This window comes from Bacillus sp. CCNWLW194 (assembly GCF_037120585.1).
Taxonomy (GTDB): Bacteria; Bacillota; Bacilli; order Bacillales; family Bacillaceae_G; genus Bacillus_A; species Bacillus_A basilensis.
Genome location: NZ_JBBBBL010000035.1, coordinates 1 through 24,017, shown reverse-complemented (window position 1 = coordinate 24,017; position 24,017 = coordinate 1). Strand labels below are relative to the sequence as shown.

Genomic DNA, 24,017 nt, shown 5'->3' with positions numbered 1-24,017 from the left:
ACGTTGTTTGTTTCGTTCAGTTTTCAAAGAACTACTTGGTCGCTCATTTGCGACTTCCTTATGTTAACATCTTCGTTAGTTAATGTCAACTAAGTTTTTTTATTTCGTTTGTCGTGTTTTGCGTTATTGCATCGGCGACTTGTTCTATATTACACCTCTAATCCCTAATCGTCAACATGTTTTTCTAAAAAAATATAAAAAGGCTTATTTCTTTTAAAATAAGCCTTTTTATCATATACCATTCTATTCGTTTATTATCTTTCTATAATTGGTAACGAGACGATAAACTGAATAATACCATCCTCATATTCAGCTCGAATACTACCACCTTGTAATTCAACAATACTTTTCGCAATCGCCAATCCAAGGCCCGATCCTTCTGTTACTCTACTTCTAGATTGATCTTTCTTATAAAAGCGTTCAAACAAACTCGCTAACTCTTCTCTCGTAAACTCTTCACTATGATTCGCAATTACAATTTGTATATCCCGGCGCTGCCTTTGAAGAGAAACTTTTATCTCCCCATCATCTTTACTATACTTAATCGCGTTCATTAATAGATTATCAAATACACGGACCATCTTTTCCGAATCAATCGCTGCATAGGCACGTTCCTCAGGAAACTTCTTAACAAACGTAAGTCCATGCTCTTCCGCTTGCGGTACTAACTCTTCTATTAATTGCTCCAATAACTCATTTACACATACTTCTTGTTTTTCTAACACAACTTGTTCATTCGTTAACTTCGTATACTCAAATAAATCTTCTATTAAATTCTTTAACTGCTCCGACTTCGCAAAAGCAATTCTCGTATACTCATCATGTTGTTCTTGATTTTCATATTTAGAATCTCGAAGTAATCGTAAGTAACCCATAATAGAAGTAAGTGGTGTACGTAAATCATGAGATACATTCGTAATAAGCTCATTTTTCTGCTTTTCTAATTTACGTTCTTTTTCTATATTATTCATAAGCTCTTCCGCCATATTATTAATATTCTCAGTTAAAGACGCAATCTCATCTTCACCTTTCTTCTCAATACGGTACGCTAAGTTTCCTTTTTCTATTTCCTTTACACCTTCTGCCATCGCTTCAATTTGCTTCATCTTCCTCTTTGTTATATAGAAGAAAGAGGAAATGAACACGAGTACACCAATTAAAAATGGGAATGGTCCTTCTTGCGTATCATACATTACTACACCATCTGGTATTCCACTAACGAACATATATAAATTCTTATCTTCTATTGTAATAGGTGAAAAAGCTATAAATTCTTTTCTCGTATTTTCAAATACATCTCGACCATTTGAATAGTTAATCGCAAATGATGCTGCATTACGAATCGTATTATGCAAATCGATTTGCTCTTCTTGCGCCTGCTTCGTTTTATATAAAACTTTACCACTCTCATCAGTAACCAATATTTTTAAAGCTCTAGATCCTTGCTCTAAATTTTGATTCTCCATTTCGATCATATCGGATATAGCTTCTAATTTATTTTCATGAACCGAACTATTTGCCGCTCCTTGAGCTTGGTGATTAATTCGTTCCATACCAGCCCGATAATCGATAGTCGCTTGACGATTCGCATTCTCAAAAAATGGCGCAGCTGCCTTTGCTGACAAAACTCCTAATAACGCACAAGCAGCAAAAGTAGTAATCAATTGAATTCTTATACTCTTCCGTACGCTCTTTACTAATTTCTCAATTAATTCTCTTGTTTTCCTTACATAAGTAAAAGGATTAAATATCTTTTTCAATCTTATACCCCACTCCCCATACTGTTTTTATATATCTAGGTTTCCTTGGATTCTCCTCAATCTTTTCACGTACTTTTCGAATATGCACCATTACAGTATTATCAGACTGGAAAGATCGTTCGTTCCAAACCTTTTCATAAATTTGCTCCGCGCTAAAGACCATACCTGGATTACGGGCTAGCAATTCTAAAATTGAAAATTCCCTCGGAGTTAGTTTCACTTCTTCTCCCTCTACAATAACTTTATGGGTTGAGCTGTTAATTTTCATCTCTCCAATTTCTAGCTCGTCCTCATTTTGTATAGCGAAACCATTCATTTTCATATAACGGCGTAACTGAGATTTAATTCTTGCGATTAACTCTAACGGATTAAACGGCTTCGTTACATAATCATCAGCACCCGTTGTTAATCCTAAAATCTTATCCATATCTTGCGTTTTCGCTGAAAGCATAATGATTGGCATTTCTTTTTCTTCCCTTACTTTCATACACATATGAATACCGTCTACTTTTGGCATCATAATATCTAATACGACTAGATGCACTTCATTTTCTTCCAGGAGACGTAATCCTTCTTCTCCATCTCCTGCTTGCAGTACTTTATATCCTTCATTCTTTAAATAGATTGTAATTAAATTTCGAATTTCTTTTTCATCATCTACGACAAGTATTGTTTCGTGTGCCACAATATCTCCCCCATTACTTTTTTAATCCCTAACTTCTATTATAGGAAAACTTCTGAAGAAAAACGCTCGGAAATCCTTAAGTTTTTCTGAAGACGCAAAAAAGGTCTAGACTCCCCTTAAGTCTAGACCTTTCAAAAAACCCCTTTTATTTACGAACGTAGATGAAATATAGTACGAATAAAACTCCCATAACATACATAATTGGATGAATCTCTTTACGACGACCACTTACTACCATTGTAATTGGATAGAAGATAAACCCAATCGCAATCCCTGTCGCAATACTATACGTAAGTGGCATTGAAATGATTGTAAAGAATGCTGGTACTGCAATCTCGAATTTCTTCCAATCAATCTCTCCTAAAGAAGAAACCATCAAGATCCCTACAATAATTAATGCTGGTGCCGTTACAGCTGGTGTTACAACACTTAGTAATGGTGAGAAGAATAGTGCCAGTAAGAAGAATCCTGCTGTTACAACTGCTGTAAATCCAGAACGTCCTCCCGCTGCTACCCCAGCAGACGACTCAATGTAAGACGTTGTTGTTGATGTACCTAAGATCGCACCGATTACAGTTGCAATCGCATCTGCGAATAACGCTTTTCCTGCACGTGGTAATTTATTGTTCTTCATTAATCCAGCTTGATTCGCAACCGCTACAAGTGTACCTGCTGTATCAAAGAAATCGATAAAGAAGAACGTTATAATAACAATCCCCATTTGAACAGTGAAAATATCTCCAAAGTGCGTTAACGCCGCACCGAACGTTGGTTCTAGACTCGGTATTGCTCCCACTACAGCTTTCGGAGTATCAATTAATCCTGTTGCCACTCCTAATATTGCTGTAAGGATCATACCGTAGAATACTGCACCATTAACTTTCTTAATCATGAAGATGATTGTCGTAACAACTCCGAAAATTGCTAGTAACGTTGTGCCCTTTGTTAAATCCCCCAACCCAACAAGGACAGCATCATTTTTCACGATAATTCCGGCATTTTGGAATCCAAGGAAGGCAATGAATAATCCGATACCTGCCGCTACTGCAAACTTTAACTCTGATGGAATTGCATTAATGATTTTTTCACGAATACCTGAAGCAGTAAGAATAATAAAGATAATACCTGACATTAACGTTCCAGCAATTGCTGTCTGCCACGGAATACCCATCGTTAACACTGCCGTATAAGCAAAGAACGCGTTAATTCCCATACCTGGCGCTAAAGCAATTGGATACTTCGCGAAAATACCCATAATTAACGAACCGATTGCTGCTGCTAATGCTGTAGCAACGAATACTGCACCCGGATCCATTCCTGTACCTGCCGGTAATCCTTTAACATTTGCAAGTGACAGCGTAGCAGGATTGACAAATAGTACGTAAGCCATAGATAAAAATGTCGTTAAACCTGCTATGAACTCTGTTTTATAATTTGTGCCGAGTTCATCAAACTGAAAATAGCGTTTCATCTTACGTTTCCCCCGTTATATGATTACTCGCCGCAATCCCCTAGCCCTCTTTTATCTATTAAAAATAAAAAAGGCTTCCATTGCATATACATGGAAGCGTTCTATGAATAAAGATAAGATTCCCCTCACCTTTATAAAAACGCCTCGTAGTCAAGCCATTTACGGTAGCTAGGTAGAAACTTTCGGGCCATATCCCCGATATTATACGACGGCATAATATTCACTTTTCGTTTGAATTACATACTCATATTAACTCTTGAAAGTATTTTTGTCAATTTAAAACGAACATTTTTATAAACTTTTATATTTTCGTTCGTATTTAACTTAAAATAATAAAAGATCCATCTATGCATGAGCAATAGATGGATCTTTTTTTATAATACTATTCCCACTCAATAATGGACGGTACTCCCTGTTTCCTTAAATAACAGCACCTTTTGAAAAAATTCAGTGTTTTGGTGGTGTGTTTGGTGGGAAATACAATCACCGAGCATCTAGTAAGTGAAATCTCCACTAATCTGCTTTTAAATCTGCAAATGTTTCGTTTATCGTTTTTACAAATATTTATAATTATATATCCAACTCATCACATTTCCACTAATACATTACTAAAATTAATCGTAACACAAATCAACATATTCTTCTAATACAGGCAACAATGAACTTCATAATATTTAAATGTATCGATATTTATAAACAAAAAAAAGCCTAATTATATAATCAGGCTTTTTTTAAGCCGTTAATAAGTTTCCCCGGCCACATTCCTCGATATTAACTACAAACTCTAGTGCTAATATAGATTTAATCTCTGATTCATTAACAACAATAAAGACCAAATCTAGAAAATCATCAACATAACTTATTTGTCCGAATTGTTCGAGGATATATACTTTATTCATGTCATTTAAATGAACTGAAATCTTCTTTTTCATAAGTTCAGTACCTCCAATAAACTTTGTAATTCAAATCGCCCATTTCCTTGTTTACTTATCGGCTGATCAACTAATGGTGTACAACTACTTATAAGTATATCTTTAACTCGTTCGATTTCAAGTTTTGGATGGCACGCGGCTACTATTCCCGCTACTATAGGAGCAGCAAAAGAGGTTCCGCGATACAAATCTGGTACTCCTTCATAAATAGTTAATCCATTGGCAGGAGCAAGTAAGTCCGGTTTGTTAAATCCATTTATATGCCCCTTATTACTAAAGAATGCAACTTTATTCCCATCTTCACTTATTCCTCCTACAGAAATCATTTTTTCTGCACAGGACGGGCAACGAGCGGTTTTTCCTTTATCTCCATCATTTCCAACTGCCCCAATAATTATGTATCCTAAATCAACCATTTTATTTATTGCTTTTGATAAAAAACAATTCCCCTGGCAATTCCTATCAAATCCTATTGACATATTTATTACTTTTATTCCTTCAATTCCCCTTATCCATTTCAAGGCCCTATGTACTGATTCTTCATCAATACCATCTTCATGACAAACCTTTGCGGAATAAATCTTTGCCATACTAGCATATTTCTTTACAATAGATATCACTATATTTCCATGTCCTAAATGAGCCAATGGATTAGGACCCGACGAAAAATTTTCAGCGTCCTCTACTTTTCCACAAAATTCTTCATTGTAACCCGAATCAATAACTGCTATTCCGATACCTAATCCATATAATCCTGCATTTCTAAGCGATATATTATCTATATCTGGTTTACTATGAACTTTTATCTCTGCATTATTATTTTTTCTTGGTTTTCCAAGTAAATAACCTATTCCACACTCTTCGAAATCATTTATAAAATCTATTTGTTTTAAGACCTCTGAAGATTCTGCTTTTATAATTGCAAATTCAGGCATGAATTTTTCATCATAAAATCTTAGCTCTAAATGCTGTTCACTTAATTTTTCTTTTAAAGTTTTATAATTAAAAGTCTGATTTAAATTAATGTTAAATTTTTTCATTATCCCTATATCCTTCCCCTTTAAACTTACAATACCATTCGACATAAATCCTAATTTCCCTTCCAAACTTTACATATAATTTCTATAAAAGATAGAATTTCAAATCCATCTCTCTTCTTTATAAAGATAATTAATTTATTATAATTGATTAAAGATAAGTTTGTATACAATCCACTTTGGATAAATATTCAAATTAATATAGTGTTATTAAAAAAGCATCCATATTTTTCATTAGAAAGCTTAAAGTCCAAATTGATACTTTACACATCACACAATCTACAAATATATAATTGTATTAACAAGTATTAATCCATAAAGAAAGCCTAACATTTTTAGTTAGGCTTTTTTTATGCAACGTTTAAAAATATCCTTCCACAATTTCTAGCTCTATCTTGTCTTTGCTCTAACTGTTTGAAATTCCGAACGCCCTTTACAGCGAGCCTTTCTCCATGTTGCAAGCAGTCTCCGCACCCTAACACTTTTCTTTCTCTCTAAATAAAATTATCCTCTTACATTACTTTTATTTAATACTTGATTACCATTAAATATAATTTTTGTACGTTCAGCCGTTTTGATTTCAATATTTCCAGTCATTGCGTCAGCTATTGCAGTATCAGCACCACTCCACATATGAGCATAGTGCTTTAAAGTAATCTCTGGACTTGAATGCCCCATACGTTGAGATAAAACAAGCACCGATACATTAAATTCATTGATGAGATATGAAGCATGGGAATGACGTAATCCCTTTGCTTGTATCTTTTTCACTCCTGCGAATTTAGAATATCGCTCAATAATTCTTGATATCGTTGATTTAATCATCGGTAGACCATCATAACTAAACACAAAATCATTTTCCTTACCTAATCCAATCTCTGTTTGCCTACTTTTCCAGTCATTTAAAATTTTGATAGTGTCATCATCCAGTGCTACTATTCTCTTTCCATCTTCTGTTTTCGTATATGAATTCCGTTTCCAATCCGTTCTGTTTTTCAGAATAAGCATATGATGAATCCGTATACGTTTCTTTATTAAATCAATGTCATTCCAATATAAAGCTGTTCCTTCATTCACACGAATCCCTGTCATATAATAGACCCACAACATAACGAAATTTAGGTGTTCATAAAAATCACCAATATAAATTTGATTTATCACTTTTTCAAATTCTTGTTTCGTCCAATAGGGTACAATAGCTTTTCCTTTGTTGATTGCCCTAACCTTTTTTGAAATATTGTATTCTAAATATTGCATTTCCACAGCTTTATCTAAGCTTTTACGAAATGTTCCAAAAACTAGACTTGCATAGGATTGAGCATATCCAGCTCCTCCATTCTCTTGACTTGTTAATAACCATGTACGAAAATTTTGTACGTCCTCCACTGAAATAGAACGGAGAGGAATAGAAGCAAACCTATCTCTTATCTTTTCCAATATTCTTTTCTTAATAGAAAAGGTACTTTCTTCAACGTCTGTTTGATAATACGGTATATACACAGTATTCATAAATTGCTCGTAAGTCATTTTATAGTTAGCGTAACTATTGACTTTATGATATTCTCTCTTTAATCGAGTTAACTCTTTATTAGCTTCGAACGCGGAAGAAAAGGGCTTTCCATTAACGTCTTTTCTTCCTTTTTTTCGTATTCGTTTTCCTGTAATCCGATCAATGCCAAATTCTGATTGATAAAAGAAATTCCCTTTATCATCAACATATACACCAGGGTATTTTGTTGTTTGCTGCGTTCTATTCTTCATTAAGAATTACTCATTTCTGTTATAAGAGAAACTCCTAAAATGGATTCAACCACATCCCTCGGTACTCTTCCTAGTCTTTTGTTGTTATAATACGGACAACCTTTTTGCACCATGATTGCTTTTGCTTGCCTAATTAGTGAAATAGCTTGATATTTCTTATATCCTAGTCTAATTAAATCATCTTTACATATTGTTGTACCCATCACAACAACCCCTTTCCACGCTAATATTCATCCTCACTCATAAGTTCTAAAACACGTTGCTCAATTAATGTTTGGTCGGACTCAGTAATTTTTTCTTTCCCCATATGTATTAACTCTTTCAAATAAAGCTCAGCATATTTTTCACCATATACACGCCTAAATGACTCATAGAGCATACTGATTGATTTTACTGTAGCATTTTCAACCCAATTTTTCTTTTTCTTTAAAGTGAGCTTTTCACGCTTTACTTTTAAGGGAATTGCCTCAATACCATCTACAAATTTTTGCCACCATCTCATTGTAGGAAGTCTATTTTTATTATGTAAATCACTAGCACTCTTAGGTTGTGTCTTGAAACAATAATGAGCTGATAAAATACCTTTAACTATAGTATTAAGTGGTTTCCCATTCGATATTTGAAGAGCAACTTGCATCGCTTTATTTCCGGTCAGCTCTAGTTCCCATCTGACCCACTTTTCAACATTTACAACTTCATCTGCATTATCTCTTCTTTCTTGTTTCTTATCATAGATTCGTAATATTTGCGGAGATGCACCAATATACAATGTAAAACCGGTCAATTTCCCATCAAGAATCCTACCACTATTTATTTCAATAAATTTATGACTTTTCGTACTTAATTGTCCTCGTTTCACATAATCCTGCAACGCTTTTACAGATGGAGTAGAATCATCAAAAATATCTAAAGCCAAATCTATTCTTGATACCTTACCTTGTATTTCTAAAATAACTGATACAAATTTGTACCAATGCCAACCATCAACCCTCGACATGTATTCTTCATATTGTCTACACGCTTGCCCAGACATATCTATAAGAACACTACTATGACTTCGTGAAGAATGAAGCTTTATATTCGCAAAGCTAATGCACATATCATAAGTGGGATATGGAGACCCCTTAATCTCTGAAGAAAATTCAGAAATAGGGATTCCTAAAACTTCATCAGCGACTGCCGGCAACCCACTATTTGGAATTGAACAACGAAGGTAATCAATTAAGCACTGATTACTTCGCTTTTGACTCATGTACTTCACCAATAGTGTAACTATCAGCTTCAATTTTAAGTTCTGCATACTGCCATGTATCGATCATTGGCTTACCTTGTCCGACAAATGTTTTCTTTTGCACCTTTTTAGGTTTTACTTTAAGACCCATAAAAGAAATTGGAATAAATTCACCATCTTCATAATCATCAAAGATAGGTAGGCTATCTTGTTTTTCAATAACTACAGTAATAGGCGAGCCAATTTCAGTACCACCATTTTGTAATACAAGCTCAATAAATGGTCTATCGTAAACTTTAAAAGTTATTGCATACTTACCTGTTTCAACTAGCTCACCATTTAGATTCTTTTCTTTTTCAATTCGAGTAGAAAAACCATCTTTTTGCACTAACATTGCTGTAGGAACTTTAAATTGTTTAATATCAAAGTGAAAATCACCTAATTCAACATTTTCCGAGTCATTTAAAGAATGTAATATTGACGATTTTAAAATTAATTTTCCCATATTTTAAAACTCCTTTTTATCATTTTGAAATCCCGAACTCCCGGGATTTTGAGTAACGCTCCAGACTTAGAGCCCCAAAGAGTTTCGCAACTTCTATTGAGGGAGATTCACCAGTGTTACCCACTGGTCGCTTCACTAATTTTGGTTATTTATAAGTGTTGGGCAAAGAACGCCCAACAGGGCATAACTTTTCACGAGCGTTTCTTGCCACTCCGTTTGTCGACTAACGTCGCCACCGAAACCCTCGCAAAAAGTTACGCTCAATTTTTTTGATTGATGAAATCACTTTATTTAGAGGTATCCGTCATTTGCTGATTTCCCATCAATTTTTCTATTTCTGCTATAAAGTCAAAGTCTTTGTCTATATATGGGGTTTCAAAATAGACTGGGGCAGTGTGAATGCCATCCAGTTGAATATATCCACCACCTTTCTCTGTAACCGTCTTATATTCAACGTTATTGGTATCAAATATCATGTTATAGCCAATTGAGTCCATAGCACCTAAACCTGCTTTAAAACCCATCTGTGCCCTTATATTCGTAGGCAGGTCATCTGCTGAAGGACGTTGCATAAGTATTTCTATCATGACGCCTGCTTGTCTGCCTTTCATAACGATTTGAAAAACGTAATCTAGAGCTTCTTTAGCAATTTTCTTATCTACAGAATGCATAAAAGCTGAAAATTCATCAAAAATGACAATGACAATAGGCAAGTTAAAGTCCCTATAGGTTTTACCAAAAGCCGACACATTATCGAAATATTCGGAATAACGTTCTTCCATTAATCCAACGACTTCTCTTAGCATTTTGCATATTTGATTGGCTTCTGTAGCAACTTTCTCTTCAAATCCCGTAACGAAACGCAAAAGGCTCAAGTCTGCTTTTTTAGGGTCAACAATTCTTAAATCAGCTTGAGGAGATAAATTCAAGTAAGAAACTATTTTTCCCAAAATAAAGAACGACTTGCCCGATCCAGTCCCTCCGACTACAAGCGAGTGTACTACCTTGTGGAGTTCGTAAGATATATTTCCAGTAATTCTAATTTCATCTGAATCATTTGATTTACTTATTGCTGAAGCTAGGTTAATTCGTTCGTCTTTGTATTTTAAGAAAGCATAATCAACATAGTTAACGGTTATATTTATTGATTCTAGTTCCATTCCTAAAGTAGCTTCAAGGTTTTCGCCAAGATTGGTAGCTTCTTTTGTAAATCGGTCACCATTTCTTGCTATTCGTACATATACTTTTTCGTTATCCTCTTTGAAATAAATTTGAATAACTCTCTCAATTATTCGTTCTTTTACTTTTTTCCCATCTTCCTCAACCTCAACTACAGTTTCATCAAACAATTTTATCGAATGAATCATATAGGCTAGATTATTAGCAATCCATGACCTATGGCCCTTAACAAAGTCAAAGTAGAATCTAATACTTTTATAAATAGATACCACCCAAAGAACTGCTATTAGTACATCAACGAAGCTATTGAAACTCATATAGCCATGAATCACAGGAATATCAATTATTAGTGGGGGGATAGCGTTTGACACCTTCACAAAGAAAACCGTCAGCATAAGGATGAATATTACAAAGAAATATTTTAATAATTTATTTTTCCTTTGTGGATATACAACCTCTTGCCAATCATCGTTTCTTTTATTGATTATGTTTGTCAGTGCATTTCGCTTCATGGATTGCTCCTTTCAAATCTTATTAGCTTAGTTTCCTTTTTCCCACACTGATGAAAATCCCGCTAAAATTTTTACCAAGAACTCATATGAGACACCTCTAGTACTGCCATTAGGATATATCGCTTTATTAGCCACTTCTTTCAAATCTAAATGTAACTGACTTCCTTTAGGCATTCGTTCTTTAATTTTTTCAATTTCAGATCCGGTCGCTTCTTTCGCAAACACATCCCATTCAATTAGGAACCCATTTTCAAGTAGCCACTCAATCGGTTCTGAGGATTGGCTATTTCCCTCTGTATTTGTATTCTCACAGTTAATACCTTCCCCATCAAAGAAATCAGTAACCCTTTCTTTATAGTGCTCTCTTCGCCCAAAGCTAGGAAGATTTTGACCTTTTATCACTTCACTTACTACTTCATAAAAAGCACCGTTAAGAGCTTCCCAAATATTATTGGAATCACAATAAACAAGTATTGTCTGCTTATTCTGTCCGTTTTTAGCTTCATCACTGAATCTATCTATAACAATTGTCACTTGGTTCTTTCTCAAAATATTCACCTCTCCGTATCGTGATTAATTTAAGAACGGGAATTAGCCCCCGTTCTATTTTTTCTTAGAATTAAGTAATAAACGTTTTTGAAATAATCCATCAATGTATTTGACTTTCGAGTCCAATTGGTCAATCAATTTGCTAACTTCAAATACGGAACAAGCATATCTACCTGACGAAAGATTCGCAATTAAATCTAATTGCTTCATTGCTCTTTTCATCCTCTTTTCTAACAGTCTTTGGAATTTTTTCTCTTTTGTCGTCATACTATTTTCCTTTCTTCTTTTTAAAATTAATCTTCAATTACAATTTCTCCATTATCACCAATGTGATAATCACCGTTTCCGATAGCTACAGATTCCATATACTCATCTAAATACTCAATGACTTCACGTTGTTCCTCATCTGACAAATTTTCAAATTCTTCTTCAAGCATTTCAATTAATACCTCCCTCACCAACTTTAATCACGCAAATAGACACCAAATTGCGTTAAAATAATATTATCACCATAAATTCACCTGGTCAACACCAAAAATACATATATTTGCGTGATTTTTTGGTGAGTTACTATTGAAAATAAATATTTGTTCTCGAAAAAGGCAAAATAAAAAGGCTAATCTAAAATGATTAACCTTTGTTTTAGTATTTATTTTTCTTCTTTTTTCTTCTTTTCCATTAGTTCAACTTGATTTTTTAGTGCATATCCAATAGCAAAACCTTGAGTGACTTTTCCTCCTCCAGATTCTTCACTAATCAATTTTTGCAACTTTGTTAAGTTCTCTTTTGCTTCAATAGATAATGTAATTGTCATTCTCATAAAATTGCCTCCTATAAATAAACATCCTATTACGTGTCATTTTACCACCAATATGGTGATTTCACAATTTAGTAGAAAAATCATTGAATACACACACTTATCAATTAACCCCCCAAGAAATATATCTTGGGGGGTCTTTTGGTGGTGAACACTATCATAAATCAAGCATTTAAAACATTTAACAAGTTGAAAAACGCTTTAAGATAGGCTTCACAAATATTATTAATTTAATGTCTTATTCCCACTCAATTGTTGCTGGTGGCTTACTCGTTACATCATACACGATACGGTTAACGTGTTTTACTTCGTTTACGATACGTACAGAGATTTTCTCTAATACATCCCAAGGGATACGTGCCCAGTCAGCTGTCATACCGTCGATAGATGTTACTGCACGGATACCCACTGTGTAATCGTAAGTACGCTCGTCACCCATAACACCTACGCTACGCATACCAGGAAGCGCAGTGAAGTATTGCCAGATTTCGCGGTCTAATCCTGCTTTAATAATTTCTTCACGTAAAATCGCATCAGATTCACGAACGATTTCTAATTTCTCTTCTGTGATTTCACCTAATACACGAATACCAAGACCAGGACCTGGGAATGGTTGACGCCATACGATTTCATCAGGAATTCCTAGTTCTGATCCTAATACACGTACTTCATCTTTAAATAATGTGTTTAAAGGCTCAATTAATTTGAACTGCATGTCTTCTGGAAGTCCACCAACGTTATGGTGAGATTTAATTGTTTGTGCAGTTGCTGTACCACTCTCAACGATATCTGTGTAAAGTGTACCTTGCGCTAGGAAGTCCATTCCTTGTAATTTAGACGCTTCATCATCAAATACGTAAATGAATTCGTTACCGATGATTTTACGTTTTTGTTCTGGATCTTCTACACCTTTTAACTTGTTCATGAAGCGTTCTTGTGCATCCACTTTAATAACGTTCATGTGGAAGCCTTCGCTGAATGTTTTCATAACGCCTTCTGCTTCACCTTTACGAAGTAAGCCATGATCAACGAAAATACATGTTAATTGGTCACCGATCGCTTTATGAATTAATACTGCTACAACAGAAGAGTCTACACCGCCACTAAGTGCGCATAGTACTTTTTTGTCTCCAACAGTTTCACGGATTTTCTCTAATTCTACTTCAATAAAGTTCTCCATGTTCCATCCTTCAGAACAACCACATACGCCGAATACGAAGTTTTTAATTAAATCGTTACCGTGCTCAGAGTGACGTACTTCTGGGTGGAATTGTACACCGTATAAGTTTTTCGCTTCATTGCTCATACCAGCAATTGGACAAGACTCACTTGTTGCATCTACTACGAATCCTTCAGGTAAACCAGTTACTAAGTCGCCATGGCTCATCCATACAACTTGCTCTTCTGGAAGGTTCGCATATAATTTTGATTCGTTCTCTACTTTAAGAACAGCTTTTCCGTACTCACGGTGATTGGCACGCTCTACTTTACCACCGAATTGTTGCGTCATAAGCTGCATACCGTAACAAATACCGAAGATCGGTAATCCTAGGTCAAAGATTTTTTCATCACAATGTAATGCACCTTCACCGTATACACTATTTGGTCCACCAGAGAAGATAATCCCTTTTGGATTCATTGCTTTAATTTCTTCTGCAGTAATTGTATGTGGATGAAGTTCACTGTATACACCGAACTCACGAATTCGACGTGCTATTAACTGATTGTACTGACTCCCAAAATCTAAAACGATAATTGTATCATGCTGCTTCTTCAAAATAATCACCCCAACGTTAGTTCTCGTATATAAATATTTTCACCAATTTGGCAAAAAGCATTACTAATATAATAAAAAAAGCCAGTCCTCCGCCTCTAGTCTCATAACAAAGAAAAGGCAGGGGTCTGGCTTTATAAAGAAAGATAGTCTTCCGTTCTTTATAAATATAAGACACACTGCCTTCATAGTCAGGTTGTTTACGGTAACCCGGTAGAGACTCTCAAACCTTATCTTTGAGGATATATGAAGGATCGTTTTATATTATCTTCCTAGATTCTAACAATGAAGTATCAATATGGTCAAGAGAGAAAGCGACAAAATTCTACAGAAATTCATTTCCTTTTCTAAAAAACATAAAAAAACATCCATTTCTATATAGAAATGGATGTTTTTTAGGACAAACGGAATTACATCATTCCGCCCATACCACCCATGCCCATGCCGCCCATGTCAGGCATTGCTGGTGCATTTGGTTCTGGTTTGTCAGCTACTACAGCTTCAGTTGTTAAGAACATAGCTGCAACAGATGCTGCGTTTTGAAGTGCAGAGCGAGTTACTTTAGCTGGATCTACGATACCAGTTTCAAGCATGTTAACCCACTCGCCAGTAGCTGCGTTGAAACCAACGCCTACTTTTTCGCCTTTTAGACGCTCTACAACTACAGATCCTTCTAGACCAGCGTTGATTGCGATTTGACGAACTGGCTCTTCTAGTGCGCGAAGTACGATGTTGATACCTGTAGCTTCGTCGCCTTCAGCTACGATAGCAGCAACTTTCGTGTATACATTCATAAGTGAAGTACCACCACCTGCAACGATACCTTCTTCTACTGCTGCACGAGTTGAGTTAAGTGCATCTTCAATACGAAGTTTGCGCTCTTTTAACTCAGTTTCAGTTGCTGCACCTACTTTAATTACTGCTACGCCACCTGCAAGTTTTGCAAGACGCTCTTGTAATTTTTCACGATCGAATTCAGAAGTTGTTTCTTCTAATTGCGCACGGATTTGACCAATGCGAGCTTCGATTTGTTGTGAATTTCCAATACCTTCAACTACAGTTGTGTTTTCTTTCGTTACAACAACTTTACCAGCGCGTCCTAAAGATTCAACTGTAGCAGATTTTAAGTCACGACCTACTTCTTCAGTGATTACTTCGCCACCAGTTAAGATTGCGATATCTTCTAGCATTGCTTTACGACGGTCACCAAATCCAGGAGCTTTAACAGCTACTACATTGAATGTACCACGAAGTTTGTTCACTACTAATGTAGCTAACGCTTCGCCTTCTACATCTTCAGCAATGATAAGAAGTGGTTTACCTTGTTGTACCACTTGCTCTAATACTGGTAAGATTTCTTGAATGTTAGAAATCTTTTTATCAGTGATTAAGATGTATGGGTTATCAAGAACTGCTTCCATTTTGTCAGAATCAGTAATCATGTAAGGAGATGCATATCCACGATCAAATTGCATACCTTCTACTACGTCTAATTCTGTTGTGAAACCTTTAGATTCTTCTAAAGTAATAACGCCGTCGTTACCAACGCGCTCCATTGCTTCAGCGATTAATTGACCTACTTCTTCGTCAGCCGCAGAAATAGCAGCTACTTGTGCGATTGAAGATTTACCTTCGATTGGTTTAGAAATCGTTTTTAATTCTTCTACTGCAGCAACTACAGCTTTTTCGATACCTTTACGAAGACCCATTGGGTTCGCACCAGCTGTTACGTTTTTAAGACCTTCACGAATCATAGCTTGTGCTAATACAGTTGCAGTTGTTGTTCCGTCACCAGCTACATCATTTGTTTTGCTAGCAACTTCTGCTACTAATTTCGCACCCATGTTTTCAAATGCATCTTCTAATTCAATTTCTTTTGCGATTGTTACACCATCATTTGTAATAAGTGGTGAACCAAATTTTTTCTCAAGTACAACGTTACGACCTTTTGGTCCAAGTGTTACTTTTACTGCGTTTGCAAGAGTGTCGACACCGCGAAGCATCGAACGACGTGCTTCTTCACTAAATTTAATATCTTTTGCCATAATAATTGACCCCCTTGGATTTTTTAAGATTTATATAATTAACCGATAACTGCTAAAATGTCACTTTCACGTAAAATCAAGTAGTCTGTACCTTCATATTTCACTTCAGTACCTGCATATTTTGAGAAGATGATAAGATCACCTGCTGCTACCTCTAAAGCAACACGCTCACCATTTTCAAGCACTCGACCAGTACCTACTGCAATAACTTTACCCTCTTGTGGTTTTTCTTTTGCTGTGTCTGGTAATACAATACCACTTGCTGTTTTTTCTTCCGCTTGAACAAGCTCAATTACAACGCGATCACCTAATGGCTTTAGCATGAACAATAACCTCCTCATTTTGTTATGTAAATTTTATTTATTAGCACTCAAGTCACCCGAGTGCTAACACACTTATAATAATAAATAATCTCAATTTCTTTTGCAAGTAAAAAAATCATAATTTTTTCGCAAATTACACTATAAACTTTTCTATATAGAGTTCCTCTTCTTCTACCTTTACTATATGAATCGTTGTTTCCACTACTCGTATGTTACAATATGAAAGGACACCCTAAGTTGTTTTCGCTACACACACAACTTTCTCCTGTCTTCTATTATAATTTCAAATAAGGATTTACAAAAAAAACATAATTTAAGTAAGGTTTATATCGTAGATAGCATATTTACATGTTATCCTACCTTATCTCATACACTAGAGTTAGAAAGGATGGTTAAACCATTTGAAAAAACAATATTGGTGGGTTATCGTTACATACATTTTAATGCAGTTATCATCAATTGCTGGATTACCACTTCTTCTGAAAACTGGACTTTATGATAACAGGGGATTTACTAGGGCAGAGAAATTTCAACTCATAACTGGTCACTGGGCGATCATTAGCTTCTTTATTGCATTATGTATCGTACTTTGGTTACTTAGAACAGATATTCGCGACAGACATTTAGATAAGATGCGTTCTACTGTTCCAGCTACGATTGGTTGGATTTTTATCGGGTTCTTCTTAGCATTTTTCTCGCAAAGTATTGCTGGCATGATCGAAATGTATGTATTAGGTATTAAACCTGGATCTGAAAATACAGCGAGACTTATGGATATCGCAAGAACGACACCTTGGTTCCTTATCGTTATTTCTATAATCGGACCTATTTTAGAAGAAATCGTATTTAGAAAAATTTTATTTGGTACACTTTATAAGAAGTTTAACTTCTTTATTGCCGCTATCATTAGTTCCCTTGTATTTGCGGCGATTCATTTTGATTTTACTCACTTATTGGTATACACCGCTATGGGGCTCGTATTCGCCTTCTTATATGTAAAAACGAAACGTATTATCGTTCCAATTGCCGCTCATGTTGCAATGAATACATTAGTTGCAGTTGCTCAAGTTTTAGTAAGTAACGAACAAATTCAAGAAATGATTAAAGAAGCTGAAAAAATGCAAGGCTTTATCGGAGGATTTTTAGTATGAGAAACTCACCATTGTTCATGGCTGCATTGTACTTCCTTCTAGGATGTATCTTTACACGCTTCGCCATTACGAACGTAACAGATACAATCTGGAATATGTGGACAATACTATTTGCAGTTATGGCAACGATTGATTTTAATTTGGCACTTCGCCTTATCTTAGTTAAATTCACAAAGAAAAAACAATAATAAAACGCAGAGGTCGCTTCCTCTGCGTTTTATTGTGGATAATTTTTCAAAAAGTAAACAAGTGTTTGTAACTCCACTGCTAAATCAATATGATGAATTCTTATATTGTCTGACACATTTAAGCGTGCTGGTGTGAAATTCAAAATACCATGCACATTTGTTTCTGCCAATCTATCGGCTACAGATTGCGCTACTGTAGCGGGTACTGTTAATATTGCCACTTGTATATCAGTTGATAAACGTTCTTCTAATTCATCTAAGTGATATACAGGAATGCCTCCGATTTCTGTTCCAACTTTCTCTTCACTAACATCAAACGCCATTTCAATTTTTGTATTATTGTTTTTCGTGAAATTATAATGTAAGAAAGCGGTCCCTAAATTACCTACTCCAATAAGCGCTACACGTGTTATATCATCTTGGTCGAGTGTTTCACGGAAAAATGATAATAAATAATTTACGTTATATCCATATCCTTTTTTCCCTAACGCTCCAAAGTATGAGAAATCTCTTCGAATTGTTGCGGAATCAACCTTTACCGCTTCACTTAATTCGGCTGATGAAACACGTTGCTTACCAGACAGAGATAAGTTTTGGATAAATCGATAGTATAGAGGCAATCTCTTAGCAGTGGCTTGTGGAATTTTCTGCTGCTCCATATAACCTCTCCTCTCTCCCTATCTTTATTCATATGCTTTAATCAAATACAGAAGTTTAGCACTTATTAAATTCCTTGTATAATAGAAAGAAGAAGTATTCTCTCTGTATTTTAAACTATACACTATTTTTAGTATGATTGAGAAATATAAACATGGCAAAGTTAAGAAATTATTTGAGGTGAAAACATTGATTTTATTACAAGTAAACGCGCTTTCGAAATTATACGGTGCAGAAACGATTCTTGCAAACATAAAATTGGAAGTTCAAACGAAGGATCGTATCGCATTAGTCGGACGAAATGGAGCCGGAAAATCTACATTATTAAAAATAATAGCTGGTGAGCTATCTCATGATGGTGGCGAAATTATAAAACCGAAAGATGTCTCAATCGGATATTTAGCCCAAAATACCGGGTTAGAAACGTCTTTAACAATTTGGGATGAAATGTTAACCGTCTTTACACACTTGCAACAAATGGAGACAAAGCTTCGAAGGCTAGAGCAAGAGATGGGAAAAGAAGAAAACTTTTCAAACGAGGCTACATATGAAAGATTATTAGCTGATTATGACCAATTGCAATTAGATTATAAAGACCAAGGTGGCTACCAATATGAAGCAGATATCCGTTCGATTTTAAGTGGTCTTGGCTTCCCAGTTGAAACGCATCAGACGACGATTTCCACATTAAGCGGTGGACAAAAAACACGATTAGCTCTCGGTAAATTATTATTAACGAAACCAGACCTACTTATTTTGGACGAGCCTACAAACCATTTAGACATCGAAACATTAACATGGCTTGAACAATATTTACAAGGTTATCCTGGCGCAATACTAATCGTTTCCCATGACCGTTATTTCTTAGATAAACTCGTTACACAAGTATATGAAATTTCGAATAAAGAAAGTAGACGATTTGTTGGTAACTACAGTAAATATTTAGACTTAAAATCAGCACTATACGAGCAGGAAATGAAACGTTATGAAAAACAACAAGATGAAATCGCTAAGCTGGAAGACTTCGTTCAAAAAAATATAGCTCGTGCATCTACGACAAAACGTGCGCAAAGCCGTCGTAAACAATTAGACCGAATGGAATTATTAACAAGACCATTAGGTGATTCTAAGTCAGCTTCCTTCCACTTCGATATTGAAAAACAAAGTGGAAATGACGTTTTACAAGTAAAGGATGCAACCATCGGATATGATGAGGATCCGATTATTGAACATGTAACAATGCGCTTAACTCGCGGGGATAGTGTTGCTTTAGTTGGTCCAAACGGAATTGGAAAATCCACATTATTAAAATCACTTGTGAATAAGTTACCCCTATTAAATGGTGATGTTTCTTTCGGATCCAATGTATCTGTTGGCTATTATGATCAGGAACAAGCTAACTTAACATCTTCTAAGCGCCTATTAAATGAATTATGGGATGAATATCCTCTGCAACCTGAAAAGGAAATTCGCACGATACTAGGTAACTTCTTATTCACAGGGGATGATGTACTAAAACCAGTATCTTCTCTGAGTGGTGGACAAAAAGCTCGGTTAGCTCTTGCAAAACTTATGATGCAAAAATCAAATTTATTAATTCTAGATGAACCTACGAACCATCTTGATTTAAATAGTAAAGAGATTTTGGAGAATGCTTTAATTGATTATCCAGGTACTCTTTTATTTGTCTCACATGACCGCTACTTTATTAATCGTGTAACGACAACCGTTGTTGAGTTATCAACAGAAGGTGCACAGGAGTATTTAGGGGATTACGATTACTACGTTGCAAAGAAAAATGAGATGATCGAACGTGCGGAATTAGAGCAAGAAAATGAAGCACCGGTTCAAAAGACATTTGCACAAGAAAAATTAAATTATCTCGAAGAAAAAGAGCGCAAAAAATTAGAGCGTCAACGTACTCGAAAAATTGAGGAGCTAGAACAAAACATTGTAGTATTCGAAGAAGAAATTGCTACGTTAGAAGATCAACTTTGCTTACCAGAAATATATGCAGATTATGAAAAGGCTAGTGAAATTACAACAAAAAAACAAACACTACAAGAGCAACTCGATGCTTGTATGGCAGAATGGGAAGAATTGCATTTATAAGAGTATGAATAAGGAGGATGTCTCATAAGTCGGGATTTTTGACTATGTGACATCCTTTTTGTTTTCTAGAGCGAAGCAACGTCATCGTACATGAACGTTTTTTGAATATGTCCATCGTAACTGGAACTATATCAACGATTCGACACCAAGTATCGATTTACCGACAAAGTTTGACATCTGTAGCAATTCGCAAATTAAAAGAAGATTATCTCGAAATATCTTTTCAGATATTCACCATTATTTTATTTCCCGAAAAAGGATACATTCAAAGGTCAGACTTCGTTTGATTTATCCACAACGTTATGCACATATCCACCTTTAATATATAAACACAGAAATAACTTTTCCACATTATCCACAATCACCAAAAAAGTTATTAACATTTTATATACACAGTAAAAGCCACATTATCAACAGATAATATGGCTTTTATCCACAAGCTGTGGTTAATTTTGTGTATAACTATGCTTCAATATCTAATCCTGGATTTGCATTTAAAGCTAATGTAGCACGTTTTCCTTGTTCATATGCAATCGTACCTGCCGCTGCAATCATCGCTGCATTATCTGTGCATAAAGATAACGGAGGAATAATTAGCTCAATATTTTCTTTTGGCGCAAATTCTGCCTCCAAACGTGTGCGAAGTCCTTTATTCGCAGCAACTCCACCAGCGAGAAGCAGTTGTTTTACATTATACGCTTCTGCTGCACGAGATGCTTTCGTTACCAGCACATCTATTACACTCTCTTGGAAACTTGCTGCTAAATCTTCCGGTGCAATTTCGATTCCTCGTTGTTTTGCGTTATGCACAGTGTTGATAACTGCTGATTTCAATCCACTAAAGCTGAAATCATACGAATCCGGTTCTAGCCATGCACGAGGCAAATCGATTGTTGGTTCTCCTTCGTGTGCAAGGCGATCAATATGAGGCCCCCCTGGATATGGCATGGATAACGTACGAGCTACTTTATCATATGCCTCTCCAGCTGCATCATCTCTTGTTTCACCAATTACTTCAAATGAACCATGCTCTTTCATATAAACAAGCTCTGTATGTCCACCAGATACAACAAGTGATAGTAGTGGGAACTGAACTTCTTTTACTAAACGGTTTGCGTAAATGTGACCAGCGATATGATGAACACCAACTAGAGGAATATCATGTGCAAAAGCTACTGCTTTCGCTGCATTTACCCCTATTAAAAGCGCTCCTACTAAACCAGGCCCTTCTGTTACAGCAATTGCATCAATATCATCAAATGTAATATTTGCTTCTTTTAATGCTTCTTCTAACACAACTGTAATTTCTTCTACATGATGACGAGATGCAATCTCTGGTACAACTCCACCAAAACGTTTATGACTTTCAATTTGTGATGCAACGACATTCGCAATAATTTCCGTTCCATTTTTAACAACCGCTACTGCTGTTTCATCACAACTTGTTTCAATACCAAGTATAATCGTATTTTTTTCCATTATATATTCACCCACATTACGAGACCATCTTCCTGATTGTCTGCATAGTATCGTTTACGAATTCCACCATTTTGAAATCCGTATTTTCTGTATAACTGTTTTGCTACTTCATTTGATACACGTACTTCAAGTGTCATCGTTTTTACTCCTAGAGCTTTCGCTTCGGAAATAGCTTCTTTCAATAAAGCATCTCCTAGCTTCTGACCTCTGTATTCTGGTAAAATGGCTATATTTGTTATATGTGATTCATCAATAATTATCCACAATCCACAATACCCAATTACACGACCATCTTTTTCTAGCACAACATAATGTGCATGTTCATTCATCGTTAACTCACGGTGAAAGGCATCTGCAGTCCAAGGAGTTGAAAAAGATGCTACTTCAATAGCTACAATTTGAGCAATATCATCGAATTCCATCTTTCTAAATATCATATCCATCTTCTGCAAGCTCCTACTTGTTTTGACTTTCTAACCACTTTGTTTCAGCTTCAGCTAAACGAAGATAACTAGGAACAAATGAATGTACATCTTGTTCTTCTTTTTGTAATCCTAAGAACGCTAACTCACTTGGTCTTGGGTTATTTTTAGTGAAAGGAGCAAATACAGCTTGATCGCCTAAATGTTCGATAATTGTTTCTTTGTGCAGTTTAACATCGTTACCAATAAATAGAACAGGCTTTCCTTTATCTTGTAACATTTGCAACCAATCTACAATAAGGATGATTCGGTCTTCTTCTATAGAAGCTAAATTCTCTCCTTCATATGTATATAAGCCAGTATAAATTTGTCCACGTCTTCCGTCGAATAAAGGACAGATTAGTCCATTAAAATTAGCACCATTTGCAGCTACTACTTCTAAACTTGATACACCTACAATTGGTATTTGAAGTGACCAAGCTAATGTTTTCGCAGCTGTCACACCTATGCGAACACCTGTATACGATCCTGGTCCAGCTGCTACAACAATTTTAGTTAATTCTTTCGGCTTTACACCGCATTCTTTTAACAGTTGTTCTACAGCTGGCATAAGACGTACAGAATGGTTTTTTGTTAAATTCGTAATGATTTCCCCAATTACATTTCCTTCCTCAATAAGGGATACGCCCATTACGTAATTTGAAGTATCAATTGCTAGTACTTTCATCTTGTAATAGCTCCTCACATAATCTAATATATCGGTCTCCAATTGGCTCGAGCACAATTTTTCTTGTGTCATCTCCAGCATGGAATAAACTAATTTGTAACTTTTCATTTGGTAAATATGCTTCTATTAAATGAGCCCATTCTACTACCGTAATTCCTTCACCGTAGAAATACTCATCAAAACCTAAGTCTTCTTCACTTTCTGCTAAGCGATACACGTCCATATGATATAGCGGTAATCTTCCTTTATATTCTTTAATGATATTAAAGGTAGGACTATTTACAACTCTTTTCACTCCAAGACCTTTTGCTAGTCCTTTTGTAAAAGTCGTCTTACCAGCTCCCAGATCTCCTTCTAAAATAATTACATCTTGTGCCCCGACAAGTTCACCTAGTTTTTCTGATAATCTTTGTGTTTCCTCAGATGATTTTGTTGTTATTTCATATTTACTCACAGACTTCACCTACTTTACTCACAATGTTCTCTGCTCTTTATTATACAGGTTTTAAATATATAAAAAAGTCCTTAGGAGTTTTCCTAAGGATAGTTTGACTGTCTTTATTAGTTTTTTGTTAAAACAAATAAAAAAATACGAAACAACATGTTTCGTTCTTTTCTTTATATAAAATGGCGGTCCCGACCGGGGTCGAACCGGCGATCTCCTGCGTGACAGGCAGGCATGTTAACCACTACACCACGG

General features: G+C 35.6%; 25 protein-coding genes and 2 riboswitches. Of the genes, 3 read left to right on the top strand and 22 right to left on the bottom strand.

The annotated features are described in order from the left end of the window. Positions 1-254: 254 nt before the first annotated feature. The 17 genes from ampS to groES form a co-directional block, all read right to left on the bottom strand. Positions 255-1,760, bottom strand: coding sequence for an aminopeptidase AmpS (gene ampS / locus V7S50_RS33390; protein WP_242256792.1), 1,506 nt, complete (start codon positions 1,758-1,760; stop codon positions 255-257). Continuing rightward, the gene (locus V7S50_RS33385) at positions 1,744-2,445 is read right to left on the bottom strand and encodes a response regulator transcription factor (protein WP_063221705.1); all 702 of its coding nucleotides are present in this window, start codon (positions 2,443-2,445) and stop codon (positions 1,744-1,746) included. Before V7S50_RS33385 ends, ampS begins: the two co-directional genes overlap by 17 nt. A 145-nt stretch (positions 2,446-2,590) precedes the next feature. Then, positions 2,591-3,916 (bottom strand): NCS2 family permease, encoded by a 1,326-nt coding sequence (locus V7S50_RS33380; protein ID WP_242256790.1) that lies wholly within the window; start codon positions 3,914-3,916, stop codon positions 2,591-2,593. Positions 3,917-4,043: 127 nt separating this feature from the next. Then, positions 4,044-4,145: riboswitch (purine riboswitch) on the bottom strand. A 502-nt stretch (positions 4,146-4,647) separates the two neighbouring features. Next, entirely contained in the window at positions 4,648-4,848 is a 201-nt protein-coding gene (locus V7S50_RS33375) for a DUF2129 domain-containing protein (protein WP_085451153.1), read from the bottom strand. Continuing rightward, positions 4,845-5,933 carry a S8 family peptidase gene (locus tag V7S50_RS33370; RefSeq protein ID WP_098355451.1) on the bottom strand — a complete coding sequence of 363 codons (1,089 nt, stop codon included), beginning with the start codon at positions 5,931-5,933 and terminating at the stop codon, positions 4,845-4,847. Before V7S50_RS33370 ends, V7S50_RS33375 begins: the two co-directional genes overlap by 4 nt. A 456-nt stretch (positions 5,934-6,389) precedes the next feature. Then, positions 6,390-7,646, bottom strand: coding sequence for a tyrosine-type recombinase/integrase (locus tag V7S50_RS33365; RefSeq protein WP_098162182.1), 1,257 nt, complete (start codon positions 7,644-7,646; stop codon positions 6,390-6,392). After that, positions 7,646-7,849 (bottom strand): DUF3173 domain-containing protein, encoded by a 204-nt coding sequence (locus V7S50_RS33360; protein ID WP_016119021.1) that lies wholly within the window; start codon positions 7,847-7,849, stop codon positions 7,646-7,648. Before V7S50_RS33360 ends, V7S50_RS33365 begins: the two co-directional genes overlap by 1 nt. Before the next feature lie 20 nt (positions 7,850-7,869). Further along, entirely contained in the window at positions 7,870-8,898 is a 1,029-nt protein-coding gene (locus tag V7S50_RS33355) for a replication initiation factor domain-containing protein (RefSeq protein ID WP_078420361.1), read from the bottom strand. Further along, positions 8,879-9,382 carry a peptidase gene (locus tag V7S50_RS33350; protein ID WP_098355452.1) on the bottom strand — a complete coding sequence of 168 codons (504 nt, stop codon included), beginning with the start codon at positions 9,380-9,382 and terminating at the stop codon, positions 8,879-8,881. Before V7S50_RS33350 ends, V7S50_RS33355 begins: the two co-directional genes overlap by 20 nt. 287 nt (positions 9,383-9,669) lie before the next feature. After that, positions 9,670-11,073, bottom strand: coding sequence for an FtsK/SpoIIIE domain-containing protein (locus tag V7S50_RS33345; protein WP_336376811.1), 1,404 nt, complete (start codon positions 11,071-11,073; stop codon positions 9,670-9,672). 27 nt (positions 11,074-11,100) lie between these two features. After that, complete coding sequence (locus V7S50_RS33340) at positions 11,101-11,622, bottom strand: hypothetical protein (RefSeq protein ID WP_059303375.1); 522 nt, start codon at positions 11,620-11,622, stop codon at positions 11,101-11,103. Between the two features lie 54 nt (positions 11,623-11,676). Next, entirely contained in the window at positions 11,677-11,889 is a 213-nt protein-coding gene (locus tag V7S50_RS33335) for a hypothetical protein (protein WP_078420359.1), read from the bottom strand. A gap of 26 nt (positions 11,890-11,915) precedes the next feature. After that, positions 11,916-12,059: a hypothetical protein gene (locus V7S50_RS33330; RefSeq protein WP_166572605.1), complete on the bottom strand. Its 144-nt coding sequence runs from the start codon at positions 12,057-12,059 to the stop codon at positions 11,916-11,918. Positions 12,060-12,271: 212 nt separating this feature from the next. After that, positions 12,272-12,442 (bottom strand): hypothetical protein, encoded by a 171-nt coding sequence (locus V7S50_RS33325; protein ID WP_162837641.1) that lies wholly within the window; start codon positions 12,440-12,442, stop codon positions 12,272-12,274. 235 nt (positions 12,443-12,677) lie between these two features. Then, the gene (gene guaA / locus V7S50_RS33320) at positions 12,678-14,216 is read right to left on the bottom strand and encodes a glutamine-hydrolyzing GMP synthase (protein ID WP_141526296.1); all 1,539 of its coding nucleotides are present in this window, start codon (positions 14,214-14,216) and stop codon (positions 12,678-12,680) included. 165 nt (positions 14,217-14,381) lie between these two features. Beyond that, a riboswitch (purine riboswitch) is annotated at positions 14,382-14,483 on the bottom strand. Between the two features lie 140 nt (positions 14,484-14,623). Then, entirely contained in the window at positions 14,624-16,258 is a 1,635-nt protein-coding gene (gene groL, locus V7S50_RS33315) for a chaperonin GroEL (protein ID WP_336376812.1), read from the bottom strand. A gap of 38 nt (positions 16,259-16,296) precedes the next feature. Continuing rightward, positions 16,297-16,581 (bottom strand): co-chaperone GroES, encoded by a 285-nt coding sequence (gene groES, locus V7S50_RS33310; RefSeq protein ID WP_000917306.1) that lies wholly within the window; start codon positions 16,579-16,581, stop codon positions 16,297-16,299. A 401-nt stretch (positions 16,582-16,982) separates the two neighbouring features. Here groES and V7S50_RS33305 point away from each other — a divergent pair, with 401 nt between their 5' ends. Together V7S50_RS33305 and V7S50_RS33300 are read left to right on the top strand one after the other, a co-directional pair. Then, positions 16,983-17,732 carry a CPBP family intramembrane glutamic endopeptidase gene (locus V7S50_RS33305; protein ID WP_242256786.1) on the top strand — a complete coding sequence of 250 codons (750 nt, stop codon included), beginning with the start codon at positions 16,983-16,985 and terminating at the stop codon, positions 17,730-17,732. Next, complete coding sequence (locus V7S50_RS33300) at positions 17,729-17,920, top strand: YdiK family protein (RefSeq protein WP_001246201.1); 192 nt, start codon at positions 17,729-17,731, stop codon at positions 17,918-17,920. Before V7S50_RS33305 ends, V7S50_RS33300 begins: the two co-directional genes overlap by 4 nt. A 29-nt stretch (positions 17,921-17,949) precedes the next feature. Here V7S50_RS33300 and V7S50_RS33295 read toward each other — a convergent pair whose 3' ends face one another. Continuing rightward, positions 17,950-18,579, bottom strand: a complete 630-nt coding sequence (locus V7S50_RS33295) for a redox-sensing transcriptional repressor Rex (protein WP_000437704.1) — start codon at positions 18,577-18,579, stop codon at positions 17,950-17,952. Positions 18,580-18,766: 187 nt separating this feature from the next. Between V7S50_RS33295 and V7S50_RS33290 the strand changes: the two genes are divergently transcribed. Continuing rightward, positions 18,767-20,689: an ABC-F family ATP-binding cassette domain-containing protein gene (locus V7S50_RS33290; protein WP_277930338.1), complete on the top strand. Its 1,923-nt coding sequence runs from the start codon at positions 18,767-18,769 to the stop codon at positions 20,687-20,689. A gap of 462 nt (positions 20,690-21,151) precedes the next feature. Here the strand turns inward: V7S50_RS33290 and tsaD are convergent, their stop codons facing one another. From tsaD to tsaE, 4 genes are read right to left on the bottom strand one after another with little or no spacing between them, the layout of a single operon-like run. Next, positions 21,152-22,168, bottom strand: coding sequence for a tRNA (adenosine(37)-N6)-threonylcarbamoyltransferase complex transferase subunit TsaD (gene tsaD / locus V7S50_RS33285; protein WP_060629296.1), 1,017 nt, complete (start codon positions 22,166-22,168; stop codon positions 21,152-21,154). Then, a complete protein-coding gene (rimI, locus tag V7S50_RS33280; protein WP_242256785.1) occupies positions 22,168-22,611 on the bottom strand; it encodes a ribosomal protein S18-alanine N-acetyltransferase in 444 nt (147 codons plus the stop codon). The genes tsaD and rimI overlap by 1 nt, the downstream gene beginning before the upstream one ends. Before the next feature lie 13 nt (positions 22,612-22,624). Then, positions 22,625-23,317 (bottom strand): tRNA (adenosine(37)-N6)-threonylcarbamoyltransferase complex dimerization subunit type 1 TsaB, encoded by a 693-nt coding sequence (gene tsaB, locus V7S50_RS33275; protein ID WP_242256783.1) that lies wholly within the window; start codon positions 23,315-23,317, stop codon positions 22,625-22,627. Beyond that, on the bottom strand, positions 23,298-23,771 hold the full coding sequence (gene tsaE / locus V7S50_RS33270) for a tRNA (adenosine(37)-N6)-threonylcarbamoyltransferase complex ATPase subunit type 1 TsaE (RefSeq protein WP_063221712.1): 474 nt from the start codon (positions 23,769-23,771) through the stop codon (positions 23,298-23,300). Before tsaE ends, tsaB begins: the two co-directional genes overlap by 20 nt. Positions 23,772-24,017 lie beyond the last annotated feature (246 nt).

Coding starts and splice junctions, on each gene's coding strand:
- V7S50_RS33380 (WP_242256790.1), bottom strand. CDS start 3,916: ATGAAACGCTATTTTCAGTTTGATGAACTCGGCACAAATTATAAAACA.
- V7S50_RS33375 (WP_085451153.1), bottom strand. CDS start 4,848: ATGAAAAAGAAGATTTCAGTTCATTTAAATGACATGAATAAAGTATAT.
- V7S50_RS33370 (WP_098355451.1), bottom strand. CDS start 5,933: ATGTCGAATGGTATTGTAAGTTTAAAGGGGAAGGATATAGGGATAATG.
- V7S50_RS33365 (WP_098162182.1), bottom strand. CDS start 7,646: ATGAAGAATAGAACGCAGCAAACAACAAAATACCCTGGTGTATATGTT.
- V7S50_RS33360 (WP_016119021.1), bottom strand. CDS start 7,849: ATGGGTACAACAATATGTAAAGATGATTTAATTAGACTAGGATATAAG.
- V7S50_RS33355 (WP_078420361.1), bottom strand. CDS start 8,898: ATGAGTCAAAAGCGAAGTAATCAGTGCTTAATTGATTACCTTCGTTGT.
- V7S50_RS33350 (WP_098355452.1), bottom strand. CDS start 9,382: ATGGGAAAATTAATTTTAAAATCGTCAATATTACATTCTTTAAATGAC.
- V7S50_RS33345 (WP_336376811.1), bottom strand. CDS start 11,073: ATGAAGCGAAATGCACTGACAAACATAATCAATAAAAGAAACGATGAT.
- V7S50_RS33335 (WP_078420359.1), bottom strand. CDS start 11,889: ATGACGACAAAAGAGAAAAAATTCCAAAGACTGTTAGAAAAGAGGATG.
- V7S50_RS33330 (WP_166572605.1), bottom strand. CDS start 12,059: ATGCTTGAAGAAGAATTTGAAAATTTGTCAGATGAGGAACAACGTGAA.
- V7S50_RS33325 (WP_162837641.1), bottom strand. CDS start 12,442: ATGAGAATGACAATTACATTATCTATTGAAGCAAAAGAGAACTTAACA.
- groL (WP_336376812.1), bottom strand. CDS start 16,258: ATGGCAAAAGATATTAAATTTAGTGAAGAAGCACGTCGTTCGATGCTT.
- groES (WP_000917306.1), bottom strand. CDS start 16,581: ATGCTAAAGCCATTAGGTGATCGCGTTGTAATTGAGCTTGTTCAAGCG.
- V7S50_RS33300 (WP_001246201.1), top strand. CDS start 17,729: ATGAGAAACTCACCATTGTTCATGGCTGCATTGTACTTCCTTCTAGGA.
- V7S50_RS33295 (WP_000437704.1), bottom strand. CDS start 18,579: ATGGAGCAGCAGAAAATTCCACAAGCCACTGCTAAGAGATTGCCTCTA.
- tsaD (WP_060629296.1), bottom strand. CDS start 22,168: ATGGAAAAAAATACGATTATACTTGGTATTGAAACAAGTTGTGATGAA.
- rimI (WP_242256785.1), bottom strand. CDS start 22,611: ATGGATATGATATTTAGAAAGATGGAATTCGATGATATTGCTCAAATT.
- tsaB (WP_242256783.1), bottom strand. CDS start 23,317: ATGAAAGTACTAGCAATTGATACTTCAAATTACGTAATGGGCGTATCC.